The organism is Paenirhodobacter hankyongi (assembly GCF_003664585.1).
Lineage (GTDB): Bacteria > Pseudomonadota > Alphaproteobacteria > Rhodobacterales > Rhodobacteraceae > Rhodobacter > Rhodobacter hankyongi.
Genome location: NZ_RCHI01000005.1, coordinates 195,705 through 213,361, shown reverse-complemented (window position 1 = coordinate 213,361; position 17,657 = coordinate 195,705). Strand labels below are relative to the sequence as shown.

Sequence of the window (17,657 nt, the reverse complement as noted above, 5' to 3'; positions counted from 1 at the left end):
AGGGGCAGGGCGACAAACCCTGCCCCTTTTCACGTTTGGAGATGATTTGTGCACAATCGATCTGCGCGGATTGTTGCCGCATGGCGGCGAGATTGATCCCGCCTGCGAAACAGAGGATGTCGTTCACTGTTTCTTAACCGTGAACGAGATTGGCCTCCGTGCCGGACGACCGCCCCCGGGCCGGCCTCCGTAGCATTGGTTAATGACTAGTAAAACCGCGAGACCCGGGGATCAGAGCCAGCGCCCCACGAGGTGAAAACGGAAACAATCTCGCCCCGCGGACGGCGCTGTCGGCCCTCACCGACCGAACCGCGGCAGAACCGGGCCCGAAATCTGGCAGGAATGTGGCAAGTTTTTCCTTTCCCCAGGGGCAGGGCCGAGGCTATCACAGCCCTGCCCGATTGGGGGGCAACGGACCGTGGGGGCGGTCAAATCGCGGTGCGGCATCTGCCGATGCGCACTGGTTCGTGAGTGGTGCTGCCAAAGTTCGGGGCAGGGAATAACCCCGAAACGCCTTTGAAACAAAGCCGAGGCCATCACCCGCATTTTGCGGGGCGGTCCATTGCAGCCCGAACCAGCGCGTTGACGCGCTGCCGCGCCGTGAAAGTTGCCGGGGGATCCTGTGATCTTCCGGTGTGTGTCACAGGCGCCGCCGTTGCGCGCCAAGGGAAGCCGGGCCGCAAGGCCTGTCGGGCGAAGGAGAGGCTGCCATGACCTGGATTATCTGCAATCACGATCCGGTTGCACGCGACGATACCGCGAGCACCGCCTATAACACCGCGGTGACGATCAAGGTGCTCGCGAACGACTACGATCCCGATTGCGACCGGATCAGCGTCTCTGGCACCCCGACGGCAAGCCACGGCACGGTTGCGGTGAACTCGGACGGCTCGATCACCTTCACCCCGACCGCGGGCTTCTCGGGCGACGCGACGATCACCTATCAGATCTCGGACGGCCACGGCGGCTATGACACCGCCACCGCCACCGTCACCGTCTGCGAGCCGCCCTCCGACGGCATCGTCTCGGGCACGGCAGGCAATGACCTGATCGACCTAGCCTATACCGGCGACCCCGACGGCGACATGATCGACCACAATGACGCGATCCTGCCCGGCGAGACCGGCAATGACGACATCGTGCAGGCGGGCGCCGGCAACGACACGGTTCTGGCCGGCGCCGGCAATGACGAGGTCTATGGCCAGGACGGCAACGACAGCCTCGATGGCGGGGCCGGCAACGACTATCTCTCGGGCGGCAAGGGCGATGACACGCTCCACGGCGGGGCCGGCAACGACACATTCGAGGGCAACCAGGGCCTCGACCTGATCGACTATTCCGACTCGACCGGCGGCGTCTCGGTCGACCTCGCGACCGGCGCGCTCTCGGGCGGTGACGCCGCGGGCGACTCGATCGCCGGCGGCATCGACGGGGTGATTGGCTCGGCCTATGGCGACAGCCTCGTGGGCTTCGACCAGCAGGGCACGACGACGGCCGACACCTTCACCAACGTCTTCCACGGCAACGGCGGCGACGACACGATCGCCGGCGCGGGTGGCGATGACAGCCTGTACGGCGGCTCGGGCAATGACTCGATCGAGGGCGGCGCGGGCAACGATTACATCGAGGGCGACGGCGGCGACACCACGGGGACGGGCGCGGGCGAGGCGCTGACCCTCGACTGGTCGGATTTCGGCAGCTCGGGCTGTGGCATCTCGAATGGCGCCACCGCCGACATGGGCGGCGTGACCGTCACCTTCGGTTTCGAGGCGCAGGATCAGGGCGCCACCGCGACCGTCACCAATGACACGCAATATGTCGAAAGCGGCGACGGGCTGTCCGCCTCGGGCGGGCTGCGGCTTTACGGCTGCGGCGGCGAGGGCGGGATCGACAACACCTCGACCACCACGCTGAGCTTCGCCTCGAACGACGCCGCCTATGGCGACGCGATCTCGAACGTCTCGTTCCGGATCAACGATCTCGATCAGGGCACCAGCTCGGACTACCACCGCGATATCGTCACGGTCTATGCCTATGACGCCGATGGCAACCTGTTGCCGGTGACCTATACCCCCGAGGGCGGCCAGACCGTGTCGGGCAATACCGTGACCGGTCAGAACGTCGACAACGGCTCGCTGACCTCTGCCTCGCAGGCGGGCTCGGTGCTGGTGCAGATCGAGGGCAACGTCGCACGCATCGTCATCGATTACGACAATGGCGGCCCGACCGATCAGGCGATCACCATCACCGACATCACCGCCACCACCACCGCAGCGGCCGATGAGGAGGAGGGCAACGACACCCTTCTGGGCGGCGACGGCGATGACACCGTGCTGGGCCAGGGCGGCAACGACGTGATCGCGGGCGGGGCCGGGGCGGACCACCTCTCGGGCGGCGACGACCGCGACACCTTCCTTGTCGGCTCGGCCGCCGCGGGCGCGGGCGACCACATCGACGGCGGCGAGGGCGGCGACGATTATGACGTGCTCGACCTCACCGGCGCGGGCCCGGTCAGCATCGCCTATGACAACACCAACCCCGAGAACGGCACCGTCAGCTTCCTCGACACCGACGGCAACGTCGTCGGCACGCTCGACTTCGCCAACATCGAGAACGTGATCGTCGATCACGGCGACGGCTATGTCGAGGGCACCTCGGGAGACGACCTGATCGACACCGCCTATACCGGCGACCCCGAAGGCGACATGATCGACCACAATGACGCGATCCTGCCCGGCGACGCGGCGAATGACGACCGCGTGCTTGCGGGGGCGGGCAACGACACCGTCTATGCGGGCGTGGGCGATGACACCGTCTGGGGCGACCTCGGCAATGACTCGATCTTCGGCGAGGCGGGCGATGACAGCCTGATCGGCGGCGAGGGGAAGGACACGATCTCGGGCGGCGCGGGCAACGACACGATCGAGGGCGGCAACGACGCCGACGTGATCTCGGGCGGGGCCGGCAACGACGACGTCGACGGCGGCGAGGGCGATGACGTCATCACCACCGGTCCCGACGGGCTGGCGAACTATGCCCCCGACCGCGGCTATCCGGGCCTGTTCCCGGGCGACACCGATCCCGGGAACGACCGCGACACCGTCTATGGCGGCGGCGGCAACGACACGATCAGCACCGGCGACGATGCCGACTATATCGACGGCGGCACCGGCAATGACTCGATCGACGCGGGCTGCGACGACGACACCGTCGATGGCGGCGACGGCAATGACGTCATCGTGGGCGCCGAGGGCTCGGACCTGATCTTCGGCGGCACCGGCAACGACACCATCTATGGCGGGCTGGCGCCGGGCTATCCGGACTCGCTGAACGTGCCCGATGCCACCGACCTGCGCCCCGACAACGGCATGGACACGATCCACGGCGGTGACGGCAATGACGTGATCTACGGCGCCGACGACAATGACATGCTCTATGGCGACGGCGGCGACGATTACATCGACGGCGGCATCGACAATGACACGATCGAGGGCGGCGAAGGCAACGACACGCTGATCGGCGGGCAGGGCGACGACTATATCGACGGCGGCGCGGCCTCGGACACGATCGACGGTGGCGAAGGCAACGACACGCTGATCGGCGGCGAGGGCGATGACAGCATCACCGGCGGCGCCGGAGACGACAGCATCGAGGGCGGCACCGGCCAGGACACGATCCACGCCGGCACCGGCAACGATATCGCCAATGGCGGCGACGGCGACGACCGGGTCTTCGGCGAGGACGGCGACGACCTGCTCACCGGCGGCCAGGGCCAGGACAGCCTCGACGGCGGCGCAGGCAATGACACGCTGACCGGCGGGCAGGGCGTCGACACGCTGATCGGTGGTCTCGGCAGCGACACCTTCATCGTCGGCTCGATCGACGACGGCAACCACGACTTCGTCGACGGCAACGAGGACCCGGACAACTCCGACTGGGATGTGCTCGACCTCAGCGCGATCGGCCGCGATCACCTGAACATCCTCTACACGACGCCCGACCACGAGAACGGCACCGTGCAGTTCCTGGATGATTACGGCAATGTCACCGGCTCGATGGAATTCCATAACATCGAGCAGATCGTGCCCTGCTTCACCCCCGGCACGCTGGTCGCGACGCCGAAGGGCGAACGGCTGGTCGAGGAGCTGCAGCCCGGCGACAAGGTCATCACCCGCGACAACGGCATCCAGGAGATCCGCTGGGCCGGGCGGCGCGACCTGAACCGGGCCGAGCTGGCGGTGGCGAGCCACCTGAAGCCGGTGCTGATCCGTGCGGGCGCGCTTGGCAACGGCCTGCCCGAGCGGGACATGATGGTTTCGCCGAACCACCGGATGCTGGTCTCGAGCGAGCGCACCGCGCTCTACTTCGAGGAGCACGAGGTCCTGGTCGCCGCCAAGCACCTGGTCGACAACATCGGCATCAAGCCGGTCGAGACGCTGGGGACGAGCTACATCCACTTCATGTTCGACCGCCACGAGGTGGTGCTGGCGAACGGCGCCTGGACCGAAAGCTTCCAGCCCGGCGACCAGACGCTCGGTGGCATGGGCAATGCGCAGCGCGCCGAGATCTACGAGATCTTCCCCGAGCTGCAGGACAGCGAGGGCCGCAAGGCCTATGGCGCGGCGCGCAAGACTCTGAAGCGGCACGAGGCAAAGCTGCTGATGCACCGCTGAGCGGCGCCGGAAACGGCAGGGCGGCGCCCGGGGTGACCCGGGCGCCGCTGTCTTGCGACGATATGGCCTGTGGCGATTCGCCACGGTCGCCATAGGAAGCCGCGAGAACTGTTGGCGTTTTGGAAACGACGACGAGAGGGCCTGTGGATTGTTCCCTCTGGCGCCGCGGAATGCCCCGAAATTAACCAATCGCACGGATAATCGCATTTCAGAGCGCCAGGCGGCTTCTCTGCGGCCGCAAAATGCCTTAATGTTTCCTTAATTCGAGCATCGCGGGCCCAGAGCAGTGAGCACCGTGAGCCGCCCTTCAGCGATCAATTTCGAGGATGCTCATGGCCTGGATTCCGGGAAGTAATGGTGACGACTCCCTCGTCGGAACCAACAGCGCAGATTACATCTCGGGTGGAAATGGCGACGACACCATTGTCGGGAAGGCCGGGGATGACACCATCTACGGTGGCAATGGCGACGACCTGATCTATGCCGGTGACGGCTATGACAAGGTCTATGGCGGTGACGGCGACGACACCATCTATGGCGGCGGCGACAATGACGTGCTCGATGGCGGCGACGACGAAGACGTGTTCATCGTCAATCTCTCGTCCACGCCGGATTCCTGCGGTGGCACGCTGAACACCACGGTCGACGGCGATTGCGGTGGCAACGACTTTGACACACTCGACTTCTCGGCGCTGCTGCAGCAGGGCTTCGAGATCAAGAACTTCGTCAAGAACCCCGAGACGAACGGTCAGCCCGGGTTCAACGGCCAGATCCAGCTTTACAATTCGACCACCAACCAGTGGGCGAACATCAACTACCATGACATCGAGAAATTCGTGCCCTGCTTCACGCCCGGCGCGATGATCGCCACCCCGACCGGCGAGAAGCCGGTCGAGAGCCTGCGGGCGGGCGACAAGGTGCTGACCCGCGACAACGGCATCCAGGAGATCCGCTGGACCGGCCGGCGCGACCTCTCGGCGGCAGAGCTGGCCGTTTCGCCGAACCTGCGCCCGGTGCTGATCCGCGCCGGCGCGCTTGGCCGCGGCCTGCCCGAGCGGGACATGATGGTCTCGCCCAACCACCGCATGCTGGTGGCGAACGAGCGCACCTCGCTCTACTTCGAGGAACACGAGGTCCTGGTCGCGGCCAAGCACCTCGTCGACAACATCGGCGTGAAGGCGATCGAGACGCTGGGCTCCAGCTACATCCACTTCATGTTCGACCGCCACGAGGTGGTGCTGGCCGACGGCACCTGGACCGAGAGCTTCCAGCCCGGCGACCAGACCCTTGACAGCATGGGCCGCGAGCAGCGCGCCGAGATCTTCACGCTGTTCCCGGAACTGCGCGAAAAGACCGGTCGCCAGGGCTATGCCGCAGCGCGCAAGACGCTGAAGCGCCACGAGGCGATCATGCTGCGCCGCGCCTGAGGCGTTTCGCAGATCGAAACGGACAGTTGAACGATCAGACCGCCCGGCACGCCATGGTTGACATGGCGCCGGGCGTTTTTCTTGGTTAACGTCAATGCAAGGGGGTCTCGCCCGCCGGCCCCGGCGGTGGGACGAAGAGGACAGCAGAGATGCAACCTGATCCGGAGTCTTTCGACCTAGCGCGGTGTCTCTCCGCCTTCTCCGGTCATGTGTCGGCCGGCAGCGCGCTGCCGGCCGAGGTGAGGCTCTCCTTCTCCGGCTTCGAGAGCCGGGAAGGGGAGATCACCGCGGTTTCGGACGAGGGGCAGGTGATCTTCGCCGGCCCCTTCTCCACCTTCCTCGGCGCCATCCCCTGCTTCACCGCCGACAGCCTCGTGGCCACAGCCGAGGGGCTGTGCCCGGTGGCCGAGCTGGTTCCCGGCATGCGACTGGTGACGCGCGACAACGGGCTGCAGAGCCTGCGCTGGATCGGGCGGCGCAGCTTCGGCTGGCGCGCGCTCGGCCTCAACCCGTTGCTGCGCCCGGTGCGGATCGCGGCCGGCGCGCTTGGCGGCGAACAGCCCGAACGCGCGATCACCGTCTCGCCCAATCACCGCTTTCTCACCCGTCTGCCGGGCGAGGGCGAAAGCGGCGAGCGGCTGACGATGGCGCGCGATCTGGTGGGGCTCGCCGGGGTGACGGTGCCTCCCGGCACAGAGGTCACCTATTTCCAGCTCCTGCTCGAACGCCATCAGCTGGTGCATGTCGATGGCTGCTGGTCGGAAAGCTTCCGCCCGACGGCGCTGTCGCTGGCCGCACTCGGCCCCGGGGCGGTCGCGACGCTCGCGGCGGAACTCTCCGCCGAGGAGCGCGCCAGTGCGGCATGCCCGGTCCGGCCACTGGCCGAGGTGGCGGCGCGCGGCCTCTGACCCGGCCATCTTTCGGTCACAAAGCCAGCCCGGAATTGCCCCACCCGCGACGTGCTGGCGCCATGACGTCCCCCGATCATGCCCTTGGGAAACCGCGTTCTGCGCGGACTTGAGATCGTGGGGCGAGTATGGGCACGTACAACGGTGACAACAACAACAACACCCTCAACGGGTCGACCTCGGCCGATACGATCAACGGCAATGGTGGCAACGACACCATCAACGGCAATAACGGCAACGACCTGATCCATGGCGGCACCGGCAATGACGTCATCGATGGCGGGGCAGGCAACGACACGATCTATGGCGATGCGGACAACGACTCGATTCTGGGCGGCACCGGAAACGACCTGATCTATGGCGGCGACGGCAACGACACGATCGAGGGCGGCGCGGGCGACGACACCATCTATGCCGGCGCAGGCAATGACGTCTGGCTGCCGGGCGACACGCAATCGGGCTCCGACGCGGTCTATCTCGAGGATGGCGACGATTACGCCACCATCGGCTGGTTCACCTCGGGCACGCCCGACACGATCGACGGCGGTGCCGGCAACGACACGCTCTCGCTCAGCGCGCCGAACAGCGACACGGTCAATTTCGGCATCACGCTGAATGACGACGGCAGCGCCACCACGATCAGTTTCGGCACCGTCGTCAAGAATTTCGAGAACGTCATCGGCAACAGCGGCGCCAACGCCATCACCGGCAACTCGGCGGCGAACCTGCTCGACGGCGGGGCGGGCAATGACACGCTCTCGGGCATGGCCGGCAATGACACGCTGATCGGCGGCGCGGGCGAGGATTCGATCGACGGCGGCACCGGCGACGATTCGATGACCGGCGACGGCGGCAACGACACCATGTCGGGCGGCGACGGCAATGACACGATGCGGGGCGGCGACGGCGCGGATTCGATGTCGGGCGGTGCGGGCAACGATCTGATGTCGGGCGATGCCGGCAATGACACGATGTCGGGCGGCGACGGCAACGACACCCTCAGCGGCGGCACGGGCGCCGACCTGATCTCGGGCGATGCCGGCAACGACAGCCTCGACGGCGGCGCCGATAACGACACGCTGCTGGGCGGAACCGGCGACGACACGCTGCACGGTGGCGCGGGGGCCGACGTGCTTTCCGGCGACTCCGGCATGGACTATGCCGATTACTCGGATTCCGGCGCCGGGGTGAACGTCAACCTCACGACCGGCACCGGCCAGGGCGGCGACGCGGCGGGCGATCAGCTCTCGGGCATCGACGGCATCTATGGCTCGGCCTACAACGACACGCTGATCGGCTATGACGGGTCAAGCTCGACCCCCGGCGATACCTACACCAACGTCTTCTACGGCGGCGCGGGCAACGATTACATCGACGGCGCGGGGGGCGATGACTCGCTTTACGGCGGCACCGGCAACGACACGATCTATGGCGGCACCGGCAACGATTACATCGACGGCGGCGACGGCAATGACGTGCTCTATGGCGGCGACGGCGAAGACACGATCTATGGCGGCGCGGGCAATGACTACATCGTCGGCGGCGATGGCGGCGACCTCTATGACGGCGGCACCGGCAGCGACACGATCGCGGTCGATTACGGTGACACTGCGATCATCAACGGTGAGGAGGACGCGGACGGCACCGACCAGGACACGCTGATCCTGAACGGCCGCGCCCGGGTGATCTATGACCCGAACGACCCCACCGGCGAAAGCGGCACCATCCGCTGGGCGAACGGCACCACCACCACCTTCTCGAACATCGAGCATGTGCAGGTCGTGCCCTGCTTCACCCCCGGCACGATGATCGAGACGAACGAGGGCCCGGTCGCGGTCGAGGAGCTGACCGAGGGGATGCGCGTGCTGACCCGCGACAACGGCTATCAGACGATCCGCTGGATCGGCCGGCGCGATCTCGGCCCGGTCGAGCTGCTGCTGCGTCCGCAGTTGCAGCCGGTGCGCATCCGCCGCGACGCGCTCGGCCCCTCGATGCCCGAGGCGGACATGATCGTCTCGCCGCAGCACCGCATGCTGCTGACCGGCCCGCGCGCCGAGCTGCTGTTCGGCGAGGGCGAGGTGCTGGCCGCGGCGCTGCACATGGTGGGCATGCCGGGGATCGAGCGGCTCGAGGTCGAGAAGGTCAGCTATCTGCACCTGCTGTTCGACTGCCACGAGATCATCCTGGCGAACGGCGCCTGGACCGAGAGCTTCCAGCCCGGCGACCTGTCGCTGGGCAGCATGGATGCGCCGCAGCGCGACGAGCTGTTCACCCTTTTCCCCGAGCTGCGCACACAGGTCGAAACCGGGGACTGGGCGGCGGCGCGGCTGTCGCTCAAGCGCCACGAGGTGCGGGTGCTGATGGCAGCCTGAGCAGGGCCTGCCCAAAACCCGGGCGGTCGCGCCCGGGAAACAGGCGCCTGCCCGGCGCCCCACCTTCCTTCCCCCGAACGGACCGGGCTTCGCTTGCGCGAATCCCGCCCGCCTTTACCGTCTGGTCAAACACCAGACATGGGGGACAGGAATGAAACCGACGACCGCGACGCTCACCCTTTCGCGCCGCCACCTGCTTGCCGCCTCGGGCGCGGTGCTGGCCACGGCCGTTCTGCCCGGCCGGCTGCGCGCCGCCGCGCCGGTGAAGGTCGCCGGCGTCTACACCGTCCCGGTCGAGCAGCAATGGGTCAGCCGCATCCACAAGGCCGCGATGGCGGCGAAGGACGCGGGGCTGATCGACTACAGCTGGTCCGAGAACACCGCGAACACCGACTATCCGCGGGTGATGCGCGAATATGCCGAGGGCGGCGCCAAGCTGATCGTCGGCGAGATCTTCGGCGTCGAGCAGGAGGCGCGCGAGGTCTGTGCCGATTATCCCGACACCGCCTTCCTGCTCGGCTCCTCCTTCCCGCCAAGCGACGAGGTGCCGAACCTCGGCGTCTTCGACAACTACATCCAGGACGCCTCCTATCTGAGCGGCATCATCGCCGGGGCAATGACCAAGACCGGCAAGATCGGCATGGTCGGCGGCTTCCCGATCCCAGAGGTGAACCGGCTGATGAACGCCTTCATGGCCGGCGTGAAGGAAACCCGCCCCGACGCGACCTTCATGGTCAGCTTCATCGGCTCGTGGTTCGACCCGCCGAAGGCGAAGGAGACTGCCTTCGCGATGATCGAGGGCGGTGCCGACCTGCTTTATGCGGAACGTTTCGGTGTCTCGGACGCGGCGAAGGAAAAGGGCGTTCTGGCGATCGGCAACGTCATCGACACCCAGGCCGATTACCCCGACACCGTCGTCGCCTCGGCGCTGTGGAACTTCCAGCCCACCTTCGACGCCGCGTTGGCGGCGGTGACCGCGGGCAGCTTTGCCGCCGCCGATTACGGCGTCTACTCGACGATGCTCCATGGCGGCTGCAGCCTTGCGCCGCTCGGCACCTTCGAGGGCAAGGTGCCTGCCGCGGCGATGACGCTGGTGGCCGAGAAGGAAGCCGCGATCAAGGCGGGCAGCTTCACCGTGACCGTCGACGACAGCGAGCCCAAGGCATCGTGACCCGGACAGGCACGGCGCGGGAGATCGTCCTGCGCCTTGACGGCATCACCAAGCGCTTCGGAGCGCTCACCGCGAATGACGCGGTGAGCCTGTCGCTCGCGCGCGGCGAGGTGGTGGCGCTGCTCGGCGAGAACGGCGCGGGCAAGACCACGCTGATGAACATCCTCTTCGGCCATTACACGGCGGATGCCGGCACGGTCGAGGTGATGGGGCAGGTGCTGCCTCCCGGCACCCCGCGCGCGGCGATCGCGGCGGGGGTGGGCATGGTGCATCAGCATTTCACCTTGGCCGACAATCTTTCCGTGCTCGACAACATCCTTCTGGGCACCCGGCCGCTGTGGTCGCTGCGGCTGAACCGGGCGGCGGCGCGGGCCCGGGTGCGGGCACTCGCGCAGGATTTCGGGCTGAAGGTCGACCCAGAAGCGCGCACCGGCGCGCTTTCGGTGGGCGAGCGTCAACGCGTCGAGATCCTGAAGGCACTTTACCGCGAGGCGCAGGTGCTGATCCTTGACGAGCCGACGGCGGTGCTGACCCCGCAGGAAAGCGAGGCGCTCTTTGCCACGCTGCGGCGGGCGACGGCGCGGGGGCTGTCGGTGATCTTCATCTCGCACAAGCTGCACGAGGTGATGGCGGCGGCCGACCGGGTCGTCGTGCTGCGCCACGGCAAGGTGGTGGGCGAAGTCGCGACCGCCGACACCAGCCCGCCGGCGCTCGCTGCGATGATGGTGGGCGCCGAGGTCGCGCTGCCGCGGGTGGCCGCCGGCGTGCCGGGGCCGGTGCTGCTGCGGCTCGATGATGTCACGACGCCCGACGAGGGCGCGCGGCCGGGGCTGAAACAGGTCAGCCTCGATCTGCGCGCGGGGCAGATCACCGGGCTTGCGGGGGTGTCGGGCAATGGGCAGGCGGCACTGGCCGATCTGCTGTCGGGGCTGATCGTTCCGGCCTCGGGGCGGCTCATCCTGTCGGACGAGGCCCCCGCCGACTGGAACCCGCGCGCGGCGCTGGCCGCGGGCATCGGCCGGATCCCCGAGGACCGGCACCGGACCGGCACCATCGCCGATTTCACCCTGACCGAGAACGCGATCCTCGAGACCTATCCTCAGCTCACCCGCGCGGGGCTGCTCGACCACCGCACGGCGCGGCGCTTCACCGAGGAGCTGATCGCCGATTACGACGTGCGCTGCCCGGGGCCCGAGGCGCGGATCCGGCTGCTGTCGGGCGGCAACATGCAGAAACTGATCCTTGGCCGGGTGCTCGAGGCGCGGCCGAGGATCATCTTGGCGAACCAGCCGGTGCGCGGGCTTGATATCGGCGCGGTGGCCTATGTCCATTCCCGCCTGATCTCCGCGCGCGATGCCGGGGCGGCGGTCCTGCTGATTTCCGAGGATCTCGATGAAATCATGGGCTTGTCCGACGTGGTTCAGGTGATTTCCGAAGGCCGGCTGTCGCCCGGTTTCGCCCGCGGCACGATGGGCGCGGCCGAGCTTGGACAGTGGATGGCGGGCGCGGGGTTCGATCATGCGGCTTGAGCCCGTCGCCAACCCGGGCCTGCTGCGCCGCCTCGGCCTGCCCGCAGCGGCGCTGGTCGCGACGGTGGTCACCGGCTCGCTGCTGGCGCTCTCGGCGGGCGCCGATCCGCTCGCCACGCTCGGGCTGATCGTGACGGGCGCCGTCGGCTCGAAATTCGCGGCCCTCGAAACCCTGAACCGGGCGACGCCCCTGATCTTCACCGGCCTTGCCGTCGCCGTCGCCTTCCGCGCGAAGCTGTGGAACATCGGCGCCGAGGCGCAGCTTTATGCGGGCGCGCTGGTCACCGCGGTGCTTGGCGCGCATCCGATCGTGACCGGCGTTCCGGGCGTGGCGCTAATCGGGCTGGCCGCGGCGCTTGCCGGGGCGCTGGTGCTGCTCGGCCCGGTGCTGCTCAAGACCCGGCTCGGTGTCGACGAGGTCGTCACCACTCTCCTTCTGAACTTCGTGCTGCTGCTCGTCGTGTCGATGCTGCTCGAGGGCGTGTTGAAGGACCCGATGGGGATGGGCTGGCCGAAATCGGCGCCGGTCGCGAAATCGGTGCGCCTGCCGCGGCTGATCGAGGGGCTGCGGCTGCACTGGGGCTTTGGCCTGGCGCTGATCGCGGCGGGGCTGGTGTGGCTGATGCAGGCGCGGATGCGGCTTGGCTACGAGATCCGGGCGGTGGGGCTGAACCGTGCCGCCGCGCGCTTTGCCGGGGTGCCGGTGGGCGCGGTGCTGGTCAAGACGGCGCTGATCTCGGGCGGGCTTGCGGCACTTGCGGGCTATTCCGAGGTTGCCGGGCTCAAGGGCACGCTGACCCTCGATCTCAGCCCGGGCTTTGGCTACACCGGCGTCATCGTCGCGATGCTGGCCGCCCTGCATCCGGGCGGCGTGGTGGTCGCGGCGCTGTTCGTCGCCGGGGTCTTCGTCGGCTCGGATGCGATGAGCCGCGCCGCCGGCGTGCCGAGCTATATCGCCGATCTGCTGCTGGCCTCGGCGCTTCTCTACATGGTGCTGGCGATGCAGCTGGTGCGCTATCGGGTGGTGTGGCGATGACCGACCTTCTCGACATCTTCCTGTCGGCAAGCTTCTGGGTGGCGCTGGTGCGCATCGCCTCGCCGCTGATCTTCGCGACGATGGGCGAGCTGATCTGCGAGCGCGCCGGGGTGCTGAACCTCGGCATCGAGGGGATCATGGTCTTCGGCGCCTTCGCCGGCTGGCTGACCGTCTATCTGGGCGGTGGGCTGTGGCTGGGCGTGGGCGTCGCGATGCTCGCCGGCATGGCCTTCGGCCTGCTCCATGGCGTGCTGACCGTGCCCTTCGGCCTCAGCCAGCATGTCGTCGGCCTTGGCATCACGCTGCTGGCGACGGCGGCGGCCTATTTCGCCTATCGCCTGGCGCTGCCCGAGGTCACGAGCCCGCCCAAGATCACCCCCTTCGCACCCTGGCCCATCCCGGGGTTGGCCGCGATCCCGCTGATCGGCGAGGGGTTCTTTGCGCAGACGCCGCTGACCTATGCGGGCTTTGCCGTGGCGGGACTGACGGCGCTGGTCCTTTTCCGCACACCGCTGGGCCTTGCCCTGCGCGCGGCGGGCGAGAACCCGGCCGCGGTCGAGGCGCAGGGCCTTTCCGTCACTGCGCTGCGCATCGGCGCGGTTGCGGTCGGATCGGGACTGATGGCCGTGGGCGGTGCCTTCCTGACGCTTTCGGCCTTTTCCTCCTTCTTCTTCGAGATGGTGAACGGCCGCGGCTGGATCTGCATCGCGCTGGTCGTCTTCGGCGGCTGGAAGCCGGGCAAGGCGGTGCTGGGCGCGCTGCTGTTCGCCGCCTTCGATGCCGGCCAGATCCGGTTGCAACAGACCGCACTTGGCGCCACGCTGCCCTATCAGGTGTTCCTGATGGCGCCCTATCTTCTGTCGATCCTCGCGCTCGTCGTCATGTCGCGCCGCGCGAGCGTGCCGGCGGCGCTGATGGTGCCGTTCAACAAGGGGGAAAGATGAGCTTCGACATCCTGGTGAAGGGGGGCGTGCTGCCCGACGGGCGGCAGGCGGACATCGGCATCAAGGGCCGCACCATCGCCGCCGTCGGCCGGATCGAGGCCGAGGCGGGCAGGGTGGTCGACGCCACCGGCTGCCTGGTGGCGCCGCCCTTCGTCGACCCGCATTTCCACCTCGATGCCACGCTCAGCTATGGCACGCCGCGGATCAACGCCTCGGGCACGCTGCTCGAGGGGATCTCGCTCTGGGGCGAGCTGCGCGCCGAGGCGACGGTCGACGAGATGGTCGAGCGCGCGCTTTCCTATTGTGACTGGGCGGCCTCGATGGGGCTTCTGGCGATCCGCTCGCATGTCGACACCACCGATCCCGCGCTGCGCACGGTTCAGGCGCTTCTGGAAGTTCGGGAAAAGGTGAAGGACTGGCTCGACCTGCAGCTGGTCGCCTTCCCGCAGGACGGGCTTTATCGCGCCCCGGGCGGGCGCGAGACCCTGATCCGCGCGCTCGACATGGGCGTCGACGTGGTCGGCGGCATCCCGCATTTCGAACGCACGATGGCCGAGGGTGCCGCCTCGGTCCGCGACCTGTGCGAGATCGCGGCCGGGCGCGGGCTGCCGATCGACCTGCATTGCGACGAGACCGACGACCCGATGAGCCGCCACATCGAGACCCTGGCCTATGAGGTCATCCGCACCGGGCTGCAGGGCAGGGCCGTCGGCAGCCACCTGACCTCGATGCATTCGATGGACAATTACTATGTGTCCAAGCTTTTGCCGCTGATCGCCGAGGCGCGCATCGCGGCGATCCCCAATCCGCTGATCAACATCATGCTGCAGGGCCGTCACGACAGTTTCCCGAAGCGGCGGGGCCTGACCCGGGTCAAGGAGATGCTGGCGCAGGGGATCGAGGTCGGCTGGGGTCAGGATTGCGTGCTCGACCCGTGGTATTCGCTCGGCACCGCCGACATGCTCGACGTCGCCTTCATGGGGCTGCATGTGGCACAGATGTCGGCACCGGCCGAGATGGCGCGCTGCTTCGAGATGGTGACCGGGGGCAACGCCCGAATCATCGGGCTCGAGGGCTATGGCATCGCGCCCGGCTGCACCGCCTCGCTCGTCGTGCTCGATGCCGGCCACCCGGTCGAGGCGCTGCGCCTGCGCGCCGAGCGGCTGTGCGTGATCGCCAAGGGCCGCGTGGTGTCCGAACGCGCGCGCAACGACGCGCGGCTGAGCCTGCCCGGGCGCCCCGCGAGTGTCGCGCGCCGCCATGCGGCGGGGGCGCCTGTGGCGACGACGTGACGCAGGCCGCGCACGGTCCGCCCTCACGCCCCCGTGTCTTGACCCGAGTCGCGATGCGGGTGCATCACCTATGCACCGAACCAAAAAAATAATCGGGCAGCGGACAGATGCAGACAGGCTTTCACGCCCCGGACGGGGGCTTCGATTTCATTGGCATGCGCAAGCGCGAGGACGCGCTTGAAATCGTCTATGACGACGGCGTTTCGCGCCGGATGGTGTGGCGTGTGCGCGGCAAGACCTCGGAATCGCAGCTCGAGGAGGCGCTTGCCCGCGCCTCGCGTCAGCTGAAGGTGCTGCCCGCGCTTTATGCTGAACTGCGCCGCCGCTCGATCGCGATCGAGGCCGTGCTGCACTGACCCCGGCTTTCGTCGCCAAGACCCCGGCCGCGCCTCGCGCGGCCTTTCGGCGTTTGTGACATTCGGCGTGCCGGAACACAGAAAAAAAGCCGGGTGCAAGCACCCGGCTCAGGAAGAGGGCCGACAGGGGACTGCGGCACCCGAACTCAAGCTCTCCAGAACGGGCGCTGCACTTCGGCGCGCGCTTCTTCTCTGGAGACACCGATGTCGCGCAGCAGATGCGCATCGAGATGCGCAAGGGCCAGACGGGTGCGGCGGGTCTCGATCCGGCGGACGACAAGACGCAGCAGGGCCACGGCCTTGAGCGAGCGGAGAGACGAACGGCGCAGCGTGAGCGACGACATGGGGAAACCCTTTTCTGTATTGATACAATCCTGTGATCTCTGGTATAGGGACCCTACAATAAGGGTTACAATTCGTGCCAGGGAAACATTGTGCCAGATACAAGTTGGAAACCCGACCTCTCGCAGAACGCCGGCCCGAAATATCTCTCGCTGGTCCGCGCCTTGCGCGAAGGGGTGCGGCGGGGCGACCTGCCGCCGGGATCGCGCCTGCCGACGGTGCGTGACCTGGCCTGGCGGCTGAGCGTCACGCCCGGCACCGTCGCGCGCGCCTATCAGATCGCCACGCAGGAAGGGCTGCTCGAGGCGGCGGTGGGGCGCGGCACGTTTGTATCGACACAATCTCGCCGCCTTGGCCCGACCGAACCGCTCTATCGCCAGCCGCTCACCGATTGCGACGATGACGACGGCGTCGTCGATCTGCGCTCGCCGCAGCTACCCGATGTCGGCCAGACCGAGGCATTGAAACAGGCGATGACCGAGGCCGCCGAGAACCTCGGCCGGCAATATCTCGAATATCCCGGGTTGCGGCGCGACCTGTTCTGCCGCGAGGCGGTGATCGAGTGGTTCTCGGGCTATACCTTCGAGCCGATGATCACCCCCGACGATCTGGTACTGACCCATGGCGGGCAGAACGGCATCAACATCGTGCTGCAATGCTGCCTGCGCGGCGACCGGCCGGTGGTTCTGTGCGAGGAGCTGGCCTATCCGGGCTTTCGCCACGCCGCGCGGCTGAACCGGGCCGAGGTGGTGCCGGTCGCGCTTGATGACGAGGGGATGGTGCCGGCGGCGCTCGATGCCGCCTGCCGGCGCTATGGCGGGCAGGTGGTCTGCGTCACGCCCGACGCGCAGAACCCCACGACCGCCCGCATGGGAGCCGAGCGCCGCGCCGCCATCGCCGAGGTCGCCCGCCGCCACGACCTGCAGATCATCGAGGACGATTGCTACACCGCGCCGGTCTCGGGCCTCGCCAGCCTGCGCGCGATCGCCCCCGAGCGCACCTGGCACGTCACCTCGCTGTCGAAGACGATCTCGGCCGGCATGCGCTTCGGCATCGTCGTCGCCCCCGAAGGCATGGGCGAGGCCGGGCGGCTGACCGCACAGCACAGCTATTTCGGCCTGCCGCGGCCGGTCACCGACATCATCACCCGGCTGTTCCGCTCGGGCGATGCGATGCGGCTGCGCTGCGCCGCGCAGGAGGTGATGACGCGCCGGCTGGAGATTCTGGTCGACCGCTTCAAGGGGCAGGAGATCGGCTGGCAGCCGGGGCTGAGCTTCATCTGGCTGCGGCTGCCGCTGGGCTGGCGGGCCTCGACCTTCGCCCGCGTCGCCGAGGCCGAGGGGGTGCTGCTGCGCTCGGCCGATGAATACATCCTGCAGGACGGCGCGGCGCCGAACGCGGTGCGCATCGCGCTTGCGGGCGGTGTGCCCGAGGAACGCTTCCAGCGCGCCATCGGTCGCCTGGCGCGGCTTCTGGAGAATCCGCCGGGCGATCTGCCGATCTGATCCGGCGGCGGGAACCATGCCACGCCCGCGCATGCCATCGCGGCGCGGGCGCGGAAAACGCGCTGAAAATTCAGGCATCTGCCGAAGAGCTCTGCAACGGCA

Annotated in this window: 12 protein-coding genes; 11 read left to right on the top strand and 1 reads right to left on the bottom strand. The window is 67.8% G+C overall.

Annotation, left to right across the window (positions count from 1 at the left end):
* Positions 1-710 precede the first annotated feature (710 nt).
* The 10 genes from DYS74_RS07420 to DYS74_RS07375 all read left to right on the top strand — a co-directional run bounded on the left by DYS74_RS07420 (position 711) and on the right by DYS74_RS07375 (position 15,708).
* Complete coding sequence (locus tag DYS74_RS07420) at positions 711-4,673, top strand: Hint domain-containing protein (protein WP_245965223.1); 3,963 nt, start codon at positions 711-713, stop codon at positions 4,671-4,673.
* A gap of 332 nt (positions 4,674-5,005) precedes the next feature.
* Entirely contained in the window at positions 5,006-6,100 is a 1,095-nt protein-coding gene (locus DYS74_RS07415) for a Hint domain-containing protein (protein WP_183077481.1), read from the top strand.
* Positions 6,101-6,249: 149 nt separating this feature from the next.
* Complete coding sequence (locus DYS74_RS07410) at positions 6,250-7,008, top strand: Hint domain-containing protein (RefSeq protein WP_121532404.1); 759 nt, start codon at positions 6,250-6,252, stop codon at positions 7,006-7,008.
* A 128-nt stretch (positions 7,009-7,136) separates the two neighbouring features.
* A complete protein-coding gene (locus DYS74_RS07405) occupies positions 7,137-9,380 on the top strand; it encodes a Hint domain-containing protein (protein ID WP_121532402.1) in 2,244 nt (747 codons plus the stop codon).
* Between the two features lie 151 nt (positions 9,381-9,531).
* Entirely contained in the window at positions 9,532-10,551 is a 1,020-nt protein-coding gene (locus DYS74_RS07400) for a BMP family protein (RefSeq protein WP_121532400.1), read from the top strand.
* Positions 10,548-12,080 (top strand): ABC transporter ATP-binding protein, encoded by a 1,533-nt coding sequence (locus DYS74_RS07395; protein ID WP_121532398.1) that lies wholly within the window; start codon positions 10,548-10,550, stop codon positions 12,078-12,080. Before DYS74_RS07400 ends, DYS74_RS07395 begins: the two co-directional genes overlap by 4 nt.
* On the top strand, positions 12,070-13,116 hold the full coding sequence (locus DYS74_RS07390) for an ABC transporter permease (RefSeq protein WP_121532396.1): 1,047 nt from the start codon (positions 12,070-12,072) through the stop codon (positions 13,114-13,116). The genes DYS74_RS07395 and DYS74_RS07390 overlap by 11 nt, the downstream gene beginning before the upstream one ends.
* On the top strand, positions 13,113-14,060 hold the full coding sequence (locus tag DYS74_RS07385; RefSeq protein ID WP_121532539.1) for an ABC transporter permease: 948 nt from the start codon (positions 13,113-13,115) through the stop codon (positions 14,058-14,060). Before DYS74_RS07390 ends, DYS74_RS07385 begins: the two co-directional genes overlap by 4 nt.
* Positions 14,057-15,352: an amidohydrolase family protein gene (locus tag DYS74_RS07380; protein WP_121532394.1), complete on the top strand. Its 1,296-nt coding sequence runs from the start codon at positions 14,057-14,059 to the stop codon at positions 15,350-15,352. Before DYS74_RS07385 ends, DYS74_RS07380 begins: the two co-directional genes overlap by 4 nt.
* Before the next feature lie 107 nt (positions 15,353-15,459).
* Positions 15,460-15,708 carry a hypothetical protein gene (locus DYS74_RS07375; RefSeq protein ID WP_121532392.1) on the top strand — a complete coding sequence of 83 codons (249 nt, stop codon included), beginning with the start codon at positions 15,460-15,462 and terminating at the stop codon, positions 15,706-15,708.
* A gap of 146 nt (positions 15,709-15,854) precedes the next feature.
* Here the strand turns inward: DYS74_RS07375 and DYS74_RS07370 are convergent, their stop codons facing one another.
* A complete protein-coding gene (locus DYS74_RS07370; RefSeq protein WP_121532390.1) occupies positions 15,855-16,052 on the bottom strand; it encodes a DUF1127 domain-containing protein in 198 nt (65 codons plus the stop codon).
* A gap of 90 nt (positions 16,053-16,142) precedes the next feature.
* Here DYS74_RS07370 and DYS74_RS07365 point away from each other — a divergent pair, with 90 nt between their 5' ends.
* On the top strand, positions 16,143-17,555 hold the full coding sequence (locus tag DYS74_RS07365) for an aminotransferase-like domain-containing protein (RefSeq protein WP_121532388.1): 1,413 nt from the start codon (positions 16,143-16,145) through the stop codon (positions 17,553-17,555).
* Positions 17,556-17,657: the final 102 nt, after the last annotated feature.